Annotated in this window: 11 protein-coding genes; 1 reads left to right on the top strand and 10 read right to left on the bottom strand. The window is 63.9% G+C overall.

Going from position 1 to position 9,873, the window contains the following annotated elements:
• The 7 genes from B2527_RS14530 to B2527_RS14500 all read right to left on the bottom strand — a co-directional run.
• Nucleotides 1–161 (bottom strand): F0F1 ATP synthase subunit gamma (locus B2527_RS14530; protein WP_293715046.1); only part of this gene is annotated, 161 nt, incomplete at its 3' end.
• A gap of 77 nt (nucleotides 162–238) precedes the next feature.
• Nucleotides 239–1,786 (bottom strand): F0F1 ATP synthase subunit alpha, encoded by a 1,548-nt coding sequence (gene atpA, locus B2527_RS14525; RefSeq protein ID WP_282272809.1) that lies wholly within the window; start codon nucleotides 1,784–1,786, stop codon nucleotides 239–241.
• A 44-nt stretch (nucleotides 1,787–1,830) separates the two neighbouring features.
• Nucleotides 1,831–2,358 (bottom strand): F0F1 ATP synthase subunit delta, encoded by a 528-nt coding sequence (locus B2527_RS14520; protein ID WP_293715042.1) that lies wholly within the window; start codon nucleotides 2,356–2,358, stop codon nucleotides 1,831–1,833.
• A 3-nt stretch (nucleotides 2,359–2,361) separates the two neighbouring features.
• Nucleotides 2,362–2,832 (bottom strand): F0F1 ATP synthase subunit B, encoded by a 471-nt coding sequence (locus B2527_RS14515; RefSeq protein WP_293715039.1) that lies wholly within the window; start codon nucleotides 2,830–2,832, stop codon nucleotides 2,362–2,364.
• A 112-nt stretch (nucleotides 2,833–2,944) separates the two neighbouring features.
• On the bottom strand, nucleotides 2,945–3,247 hold the full coding sequence (atpE, locus tag B2527_RS14510) for a F0F1 ATP synthase subunit C (protein WP_054661978.1): 303 nt from the start codon (nucleotides 3,245–3,247) through the stop codon (nucleotides 2,945–2,947).
• Nucleotides 3,248–3,322: 75 nt separating this feature from the next.
• Entirely contained in the window at nucleotides 3,323–4,120 is a 798-nt protein-coding gene (gene atpB / locus B2527_RS14505; protein ID WP_293715030.1) for a F0F1 ATP synthase subunit A, read from the bottom strand.
• Between the two features lie 24 nt (nucleotides 4,121–4,144).
• Entirely contained in the window at nucleotides 4,145–4,510 is a 366-nt protein-coding gene (locus tag B2527_RS14500) for a hypothetical protein (RefSeq protein WP_293715027.1), read from the bottom strand.
• A 450-nt stretch (nucleotides 4,511–4,960) separates the two neighbouring features.
• On the opposite strand from B2527_RS14500, the gene B2527_RS14495 reads away from it, so the two are divergent.
• On the top strand, nucleotides 4,961–5,782 hold the full coding sequence (locus B2527_RS14495) for a hypothetical protein (protein ID WP_293715024.1): 822 nt from the start codon (nucleotides 4,961–4,963) through the stop codon (nucleotides 5,780–5,782).
• A gap of 250 nt (nucleotides 5,783–6,032) precedes the next feature.
• Here B2527_RS14495 and B2527_RS14490 read toward each other — a convergent pair whose 3' ends face one another.
• The 3 genes from B2527_RS14490 to lpdA form a co-directional block, all read right to left on the bottom strand.
• Nucleotides 6,033–7,313: a metal-dependent hydrolase family protein gene (locus B2527_RS14490; RefSeq protein ID WP_293715022.1), complete on the bottom strand. Its 1,281-nt coding sequence runs from the start codon at nucleotides 7,311–7,313 to the stop codon at nucleotides 6,033–6,035.
• Between the two features lie 166 nt (nucleotides 7,314–7,479).
• Nucleotides 7,480–8,184, bottom strand: coding sequence for a DUF6624 domain-containing protein (locus B2527_RS14485; protein ID WP_293715019.1), 705 nt, complete (start codon nucleotides 8,182–8,184; stop codon nucleotides 7,480–7,482).
• Nucleotides 8,185–8,244: 60 nt separating this feature from the next.
• Nucleotides 8,245–9,873: dihydrolipoyl dehydrogenase (lpdA, locus tag B2527_RS14480; RefSeq protein WP_293715016.1), on the bottom strand; the 1,629-nt coding region annotated here is incomplete at its 5' end.

The following is a 9,873-nucleotide window of genomic DNA, read 5'->3' as shown; positions in this document are numbered from 1 at the left end:
CCGATCACCTGCTTCATCGCCTGCGCGTACGGACGCGAGGTCTTCATCCGATCCTGCGCCTTGCGGATCTTGGAGGCCGAGACCATTTCGAGCGCGCGCGTCACCTTGCGGGTGTTCTGCACGCTCTTGATCTTGGTTTTGATTTCGCGTCCGCTTGCCATCTCTTATTCCCGTAGAGCGGGGCTGTGCCCCGCTTTATCAGTGTGAAGCGGAGCAAGGCTCCGCTCTACATACGCTCTTACCAGGTGCCGGTGCTCTTGAAATCGGCGATGCCCTTCTTGAAGGCAGCTTCGATGTCGTCGTTCCAGGCGCCGGTGCTGTTGATCTTGGAGGTCAACTCACCTGCGGTGTTGGCGAAGTGGGCGTGCAGGCCGGCTTCGAACGAGAGCAGCTTGTTGACCGGCACGTCGTCGAGGAAGCCCTCGTTGACGGCGTAGATCGACAGCGCCTGGTCGGCGATCGACATCGGTGCGTACTGCTTCTGCTTCATCAGCTCGGTGACGCGCTGACCGCGCTCCAGCTGCTTGCGGGTAGCTTCGTCAAGGTCGGAAGCGAACTGCGCGAACGCAGCCAGCTCACGGTACTGGGCCAGCGAGATACGAATACCGCCGGACAGCTTCTTGATGATCTTGGTCTGGGCCGAACCACCGACGCGCGACACCGAGATACCGGCGTTGACGGCCGGACGGATACCGGCGTTGAACAGGTCGGTTTCCAGGAAGATCTGGCCGTCGGTGATCGAGATCACGTTGGTCGGAACGAACGCGGAAACGTCGCCAGCCTGGGTCTCGATGATCGGCAGTGCGGTCAGCGAACCGGTCTTGCCGGTGACGGCGCCGTTGGTGAACTTCTCGACATACTCTTCCGACACGCGAGCTGCACGCTCGAGCAGGCGGGAGTGCAGGTAGAACACGTCACCCGGGTAGGCTTCGCGGCCCGGCGGGCGCTTCAGCAGCAGCGAGATCTGGCGGTAGGCAACAGCCTGCTTGGACAGATCGTCGTACACGATCAGGGCGTCTTCGCCGCGGTCCATGAAGTACTCACCCATGGTGCAGCCAGCGTAGGCGCTGATGTACTGCATCGCAGCCGATTCGGAAGCGGTGGCAGCCACGACCACGGTGTGGGCCAGGGCGCCGTTCTCTTCCAGCTTGCGCACGATGTTGGCAACGGTCGAGGCCTTCTGGCCGATCGCGACGTACACGCACTTGATGCCGGTGCCCTTCTGGTTGATCACGGCGTCGATCGCCATGGCCGTCTTACCGGTCTGGCGGTCACCGATGATCAGCTCGCGCTGGCCACGGCCGATCGGGATCATCGAGTCGACCGACTTGTAACCGGTCTGCACCGGCTGGTCGACCGACTTGCGCCAGATCACGCCCGGGGCAACGCGCTCCACCGGTGCGGTCAGCGCGGTGCCCAGCGGGCCCTTGCCGTCGATCGGCTCACCCAGCGCGTTGACAACGCGGCCGAGCATTTCCGGGCCAACCGGCACTTCCAGGATGCGGCCGGTGGTCTTGGCCACGTCGCCTTCGCGCAGGTTCTGGTAGTCGCCCAGGACCACGGCGCCGACCGAGTCGCGCTCCAGGTTCAGTGCCAGGGCAAAGGTGTTGTTCGGCAGTTCGATCATTTCGCCCTGCATCACGTCGGCCAGACCGAAGATGCGCACGATGCCGTCGGACACGCTGGTGACGGTGCCTTCGTTGCGCGATTCCGCGGACAGGGCGACCTTCTCGATGCGGGTCTTGATCAGTTCGCTGATTTCAGAGGGGTTGAGCGTGGTAGCCATCGTCAAGTCCTAGTGCCGGCTTGGGGCCGGACGGTAATGTGAATTCAGTGTGCGAGCGCGGTCTGCAGGCGCGACAGCTTGCCCTTGAGCGAGCCATCGATGACCACGTCGCCGGCATCGATCACGGCGCCGCCGATCAGCGAAGCGTCCACCGCGGTCGATACCTCGACGTCGCGGCCGAAACGCTTGCGCAGCGCAGCCTTGATCTTGTCCAGTTCCTCGCCCGACAGTTCGGCGGCCGAGGTGACGGTGGCCTTGACCACGTGTTCGGCTTCAGCGCGCAGCTGCTCGAACAGACCGGAGATTTCCGGCAGTTGCTGCAGGCGGCGGCCTTCGGCCAGCAGGGCCAGGAAGCGACCGTAGGTCTCGCTGGTCGCGTCCGGGGTCAGCAGGGCGACGGCATCGCCGCGGCTCAGCTGCGGATTCGACAGCAAGGCCGACACGCGCGGATCGGCTGCAACGCGGGCGGAGAACGCAAGCGCGTCCGACCACGGCGCGAACTTGCCTTCCTCACGCGCAATCGCAAAAGCGGCGCGGGCGTACGGGCGGGCAAGCGTGAGGGCCTGGCTCATCGATCAGATCTCCGCAGCCAGCTCGTCGAGCAGCGCCTTGTGGGCGTTGGCATCGATTTCGCGCTTGAGCAGCTTTTCGGCGCCGGTCACGGCCAGGGCGGACACCTGCTTGCGCAGATCTTCGCGGGCACGGTTGGCGGCAGCGTCGATTTCAGCCTGGGCCAGTTCTTTCTGGCGGTTGGCTTCGGCGATGGCTTCGTTCTTGGCGGCTTCAACGATCTGGTTCGCACGGGCATGCGCCTGGTCGATGATCTCGTTGGCCTTGCCACGGGCTTCCTTCAGCGCCTCGTTGACCTTCACTTCCGCCTGGGCCAGGTCTTTCTGGCTGCGGTCGGCAGCGGCCAAGCCCTCAGCGATCTTCTGCTGGCGCTCTTCAATGGCCTTCAACAACGGCGGCCAGATCTTGGTCGCGATGATCCAGATCAGCAAAGCAAAGGCCAGGGCCTGTGCAAAGAGGGTGAGATTGATATTCATGAATTAGCTCGATCGCTGGTGTCGGGGGTGGTCGTGCCGCCGTGGCGGCACAACCGAACCTTCATCCGAAGTCGGGTGCCAGCAGGCACCCGACCGTCTCACTGCAGCTGGATCAGCCGGCCAGCTTGGCGGCTTCGGCCAGCAGGGCAGCAGCCAGCGGGTTGGCGAAGGCCAGCAGCAGGCCAACGGCGACCGAGATGATGAATGCGGCGTCGATCAGGCCGGCGGTGATGAACATGCGGACCTGCAGGACCGGGATCAGTTCCGGCTGGCGAGCGGCCGATTCCAGGAACTTACCAGCCATGATGGCCAGACCGAGGCCGGCGCCCAGCGCGGCCAGGCCGATCATGATGCCGACGGCAAGGGCGGTGGAGCTCTGAACTTGGGCGAGGTTGGTCAGGACGGCGAAGTACATGGTTATCTCCAGGAACTTTAAGTAGCTAAGGGTGATGAAACGGATGAAGGTTGAAACTGGGTGAAGCTTGTAACTTTAGTGACTGTCTTCCGACAGGCTCAAGTACACGATGGTCAACATCATGAAGATGAAGGCCTGCAGCGGGATCACCAGCAGGTGGAACAGCATCCAGCCAAGGCCGAACACGCCACCGGCAACGGCACCGAATACACCGGCGCCGCCCAGCACCCAGATCAGCAGGAAGACGATCTCGCCGCCGAACATGTTGCCGAACAGTCGCATCGCCAGGGAGATCGGCTTGCTCAGCCACTCGACGATGTTGAGGATCAGGTTGAACGGCATCATCCACTTGCCGAACGGGGCCGTCAGGAATTCCTTGATGAAGCCGCCGATGCCCTTGGACTTCAGCGCGAAGAAGATCATCAGGATGAACACGCTGATCGACATGCCCAGGGTGGCATTGACGTCGGCGGTCGGCACCGGCTTCCAGTAGTGGATGCCTGCCAGTTCCAGCGGCTTGGCGATGAAATCGGCCGGGATCATCTTGATGAGGTTCATCAACAGGATCCAGAAGAAGATGGTGATCGCGATGGGCGTGATCAGCTTGCTCTTGCCGTGGTAGGTGTCCTTGGCCTGGCGGTCAACGAACTCCAGGCAGATCTCGACGAAGGCCTGCCACTTGCCCGGCACACCTGCCGTGGCCTTGCGGGTTGCCATCCAGAAGGCGAACACCATCAGCAGGCCCATCAGGACCGCGGTGACGATGGTATCGACGTGGATCGTCCAGAAGCTACCGCCGTCCCCGACCTTGGCGGTCAGATTCTGCAGGTGATGCTGGATGTACGTGGTAGGAGTTAGAGCCTCGCCCGCCATGTGTCCGGAACCTTTATGAGTGAATCAACGTCTGGCCAGGGCCAGAACCTGGAACATCAGCGCCACTGGAATTGCCGCCAGCAGGGCCAAAGGAGGAAGTCGCCACCAGAAAAAAGCCATTCCCAGCACGACAACGATCAACACAAGCTTCAGCACGAACCCCACGAACAGGCGGACCATTGCTGAACCAGCGGCCTGAACGCCGCCACCGAGCCCTACCCATGCCGCCAGCGCCGACCCCGCTACCACGGCCACCCCCGACACGAGCGCGCCGAGTGCGTACTTTGGCCCCATGAACAGGAAGGCCAGAGCCAGGACCACCACTGCGGCCAGCGGGTAGACCGCGGCGCGCAACATCAGTCGCCGACCCGCGTCAACGGAGTTCAGCACGTCAAAGTGTCCTGCATAGGTAAAGGGAAGAGCCGAACCGCGCAAAGGCGTCTCGTCGAGCCGCGAAAGTATAGCAGTGGGACATTTTGCGAGACAACCGCCACTTGTCCCCCATTTGACTATGCAAGTGGCCGCAAAATCACGTTTTTTTGTGATAAGCCCCTTGTTCCGGGGCCTCGGCCAACCCGGAAATATTGCAGCGCAGCACCGGGAACTTCCGCAAGTGGTGCTGGTCCTACCCCTGTCCGCCGCGGATACCTCGTCGATGCCGGCAGCGGACAGGGTGAGGTGGTGCCGTCCGTCCCCTACGGCACCACCTCACCGCAACTTTCGCCTGCTCGCACTCTGCACACAGCACACCGTGCACATCGCATGCACGCATCGATCACGGCATGGGCACGCGCCATCGGCGATAGTCGATTGCTCCTGCAACATGGAGTACCTGACACGATGCGAAGCCCCCACTTCCTGCCGACCCTCGCACCCTGCCTGCTCGCGCTGGGTGTATTTGCCACCACCGCCAGCGCTGCCGAAGAAGATCCGCGTTTCACCTTGCGGCTGGGCGCAATGAACATCGACACCGACAACACCATCCGTGGCAGCACCACGGTTGCCGGCCAGGACATCAATCTGTCCGAGGATTTCAGCCTGGGCGGCAAGGAATGGGAGCCGCGCGTGGACGGCCTGTTCCGCATCAGCGATCGCCAGCGGCTGATCTTCGACTATTTCAAGTACGACAAGGACCGCCGTGAGACGCTGGACGAAGGCATCAGCTGGGGCGACACCACGGTGCCAGCCGGCAGCTTCGTCAAGGGCGAACTGAAATACCAGGTGGCAACCCTGGTCTACGACTACTCGGTGATTGATGGCGATCGTTTCGATCTGGGCCTGCAGCTCGGTGCCGAGTACGCCAAGATCAGTGCCGACGCCTACGCCGATGTAGGCGATGTCTATCAGGGCCGTTTCCTCAACGAGAAGGCCGACGGCATCGCGCCGGTGGTTGGCGCGCGCTTGAGCTTCACGCCTTCGGAGCATTGGCTGATCAACCTGCAGGGCCAATACCTCAACACAAGCTGGGGCAACTTCGATGACTACAAGGGTGACCTGAGCCGCGCCAATGCGATCGTGCAATACAACTTCAACCCGAACTTCGGCATTTTCGCCGGCTACGACTGGTTCAAGCTGGACGTGGACCAGAAGGGCAGCGATGGCGTCATCGGCCTGAAGCAGGAGTTCAAGGGCCCGGTGGCGGGCGTGAGCCTGTCGTTCTAGAAGCGGCCCTCCCGCAAGCGCCAGAGGACCATGTAGTGCCGAGCCATGCTCGGCAGAGGCTTTACCGGCAATGCCGCAAACGCAGCACCGCTGCGCCAAGCCCCTCTTCCAAAGAACGGGAGCGCGGCATGTAGTGCCGAGCCATGCTCGGCAGAGGCTCTACCGGCAAGGCCGCAAACGCAGCACCGCTGCGCCCACAAGCACCCTCACCCCAACCCCTCTCCCGCATGCGGGAGAGGGGCTACACGCCCTAGGGCTGCAACAAGCGCCCGCCTTTCACCACCGCCGCCGGTCGCGTCAGCACCGCAACGTCCTGCAACGGATCGCCGTCGACCGCGAGCATGTCGCCGAAGCGCCCCACTTCCAACGCCCCGACGTCCGTCTGCCGCCCCAGTGCTTCGGCCGCATCAAGCGTCGCCGCACGGATCGCCTGCAACGGCGTCATGCCCCACTCCACCATCTTGCCGAACTGACGGGCGTTGTCTCCATGCGGGTACACACCCGCGTCGGAACCAAACACCATCCGCACGCCGGCCGCATGCGCATCGCGGAAGGTTTCGCGCTGCTTGCGTCCCACCTGCCGCTCCTTCTGCAGCGACTCGGCGAACAAGCCATTGTTCTCACCCTCGGCAAGGATGTAATCACTGCCGTAGATATCCATCGAAAACCAGGTGCCCTGCGCGCGCGCCAACTTGAATGACTCCGCATCGGCCAGGCTGGCATGCTCGATGGTGTCAGTACCGGCGCGGATGGCCGCGTTGATGCCGCTGCTGCCATGCGCATGCACCGCCACCTTCATGCCCAGCCGGTGCGCCTCCTCCACCAGCGCCTGCATCTCCTCCTGGCTGTATTGCTGCTCGCCCAGCGTCGTCCCCTTGGACATCACCCCGCCAGTGCCGCAGAACTTGATCACCTCGGCCCCGAATTTGCGCAGCTTGCGCACCGTGGCGCGGATCGCGTCCGGGCCGTCGGCCGCACCGGGATTGGGCACGGTCACCGCTGGCGGCAGGCCACCACCGTCGCAATGCCCACCGGTAGCGCCAATCGCAAAGGTGCCCGGCACGATACGCGGCCCATCGATGTAACCGGCCTCGATGGCCTGCTTCAAGGCCACATCATCGAAGCCGGCCGAACCGAGATTGCGCACCGTGGTGAAGCCCGCGCGCAGCGTGCGCCGCGCATTGACCACGCCCACCACGGTCCAGAAGTTGTCGGTGTATTCCAGCCCCTGGTAGCCGCCCAGGGTGGGATCGATGGTCAGGTGCACATGCATGTCGATCAGGCCCGGCAGCAGGGTGCGCGCGCCCAGGTCGATGTGCTCGGCACCGGCGGGCAGCGGATCGCCGGCGCGGCCGATGCGGCTGATCCTGCCATCGACGATCTCGATCTGGGGTTGCTGCACATATCGGCCGCTGCGCACGTCCAACAGACGTGCGGCACTGACCACGCTGGTTCCAGCGTGCGCCACCATGGATACACAAACACCGACAACGACCAGCGCAAGGGCTGGCACGCGCATCCTGGTTCGCATCATCGTTCCCCGGGGAATGGGTGGCGTCAGGGTCCAGCGGCGCCAGCTTGCGCCAAGCCTGCGGGGCGAGCAACTGGCCGGGGTCAGGAAACAACAACGCCCCGACAGGCGGGGCGTTGCTTGGAACTACCGACACCGCGACAGGGGCAGCCCGGCGTGCCCGGGATCAGTTCTGAGGTGGTGCCGCGGCAGGCGGCACCGGAAACATCTGCGTCGCCACGCAGATGTAATCGGCCAACGGCATCTGGCCGATGCCGGCGCGGCGCTGATCAACCTGCTCCGGCGCCTCCATCGGCTTGGCCTGCCAACGGCCATCGACTGCCAGGAGCTGGCTGCCATAGCGCTGCAGCTCGCCGCTGTTGACCAGTACGCGGTCGGTCAGCAACGCGAAATCGTGCGCCGATATCTCACCACGCTGCACCATGGGCTCAATGCTGCCCACTACCTGGCGCTGGAACGCGACGTCAGCATCGGCATGCTGCACCAGCAACCAGGCGGCGGAAACCGCATCGCTCCCGACCTGCGCTGCACTGGGCAGACCGCCATGCGTGGCCACGATCTGCTTGATACGCGGCAGATGCGCAGCATCCACCGCCTGCAGTTTCTCGACCATAGGACGCGTCCACTCGCCCTGGCGCGCCTGCTGGTCAGCTCGTGCCATGTCCAGCAGCTGCTGGCGAAGTGCCGGCTCCGAAGGCACCGCGTCGCTACGCGTGTTCTTCCGCTCTTCCGCGCGCAATCGATCTGCCTCGACGAAAGGTGCTGCGCCCGGGCATTTCAGCAAGGCCGCGGCAAGTTCAGGATCTCCCTCCTCGGCAAACGCCGGGCCCACGAGCAGCAATACGCCAAGCAACACATTCTTCCGCAACATTCCCTTGCTCCGTTGAACCGCCGAAAACAACGACGCCCCGGTAAAGGGGCGTCGTGTCGATTACTTCTTCTTCGGGATATACAGATCGGTGATGGTGCCGTCGTAGATCTCCGAGGCCATCGCCACCGACTCGCTCAGGGTCGGGTGGGCGTGGATGGTGTGGCCGATGTCCTCGGCCTCGGCGCCCATCTCGATGGCCAGGCCGATCTCGGCCAACAGCTCACCGGCGTGTACGCCGACGATGGCACCGCCGATCACGCGATGGGTTTCCTCGTCGAAGATCAGCTTGGTGAAGCCTTCGGTGCGAGCGATGCCAATGGCGCGACCGCTGGCCGCCCACGGGAACTTGGCCACGCCCACCTTCAGGCCCTTGGCCTTGGCCTCGGTCTCGGTGACGCCAACCCAGGCGATTTCCGGATTGGTGTAAGCCACCGACGGAATCACCCGCGCCACCCACTCCTTCTTCTCGCCGAAGGCGACTTCAGCCGCCAGCTTGCCCTCATGCGTGGCCTTGTGCGCCAGCATCGGGTTACCGACGATGTCACCGATGGCGAAGATATGCGGCACGTTGGTGCGCATCTGCCGATCGACCGGAATGAAGCCGCGGTCGGTGACTTCGACGCCGGCCTTGTCGGCATCGATCTTCTTGCCATTGGCCGAGCGGCCCACGGCAACCAGCACGCGATCAAACGTGCCGCTTTCCATCGCCGGCTTCTCGCCTTCGGTGGCGGCGTCGAAGGTGACGGTGATGCCCTTCTTGTCGGCACTCACGCCGGAAGCCTTGGTCTTCAGATGGACTTCGATGCCCTGCTTCTTCAGGCGGTCGGCCAGCGGCTTGACCAGGTCCTTGTCGGCGCCCGGCATCAGCTGGTCCATGAACTCGACCACGGTCACCTTGGAACCCAGGGCGCTGTACACGGTGGCCATTTCCAAGCCGATGATGCCGCCACCCACAACCAGCAACGAACCCGGCACCTCAGCCAGTTCCAGTGCGTCGGTGGAGTCCATCACGCGCTTGTCTTCCCACGGGAAGTTCGGCAGCTTCACCGCCTGCGAACCGGCGGCGATGATGCACTGCTCGAAGCGCAGCAGCTGGGTCTTGCCGTCGTCGCCGACGATTTCCAGCTCATTGGCCGAGATGAACTTGGCCAGGCCGTGCACGGTGCGGATCTTGCGCTGCTTGGCCATGCCGGCCAGGCCCTTGGTCAGCTGACCGACGACCTTTTCCTTGTAGCCGCGCAGCTTGTCCAGGCTGATCTTCGGCGCGCCGTATTCGATGCCCAGTTCGTCGGCATGCGCGGCGTGGTCGATGATTTCAGCGGCGTGCAGCAGCGCCTTGGACGGGATGCAGCCGACGTTGAGGCAGACGCCGCCGAGGCTGGCGTAACGCTCGATCAACACGGTATCCATGCCCAGGTCGGCAGCACGGAAGGCAGCGGTATAGCCGCCCGGGCCTGCGCCCAACACCACGATGCGGCATTCGATGTCGGCGGTGCGGCCACTGGACGGCAGCGCCTTGGCGGCAATCGCCGGGTCGGGTGCGCGGTGCGACGGGGTCACCGGCGGCTTGCTGCCCGGGGCGGCCTTGGCCGCTGCCGGTGCGGCAGCGGCGGCGCCTTCCAGCACCACCACCACGTCGCCGACCGACAGCTTGTCGTCGAGCTTGACCTTGATTTCCTTGACCACGCC

Source organism: Stenotrophomonas sp. UBA7606 (genome assembly GCF_002477705.1).
GTDB lineage: Bacteria > Pseudomonadota > Gammaproteobacteria > Xanthomonadales > Xanthomonadaceae > Stenotrophomonas.
Note: the sequence above shows the minus strand (reverse complement) of the source record. Positions and strands in the feature narration are given on the sequence as shown.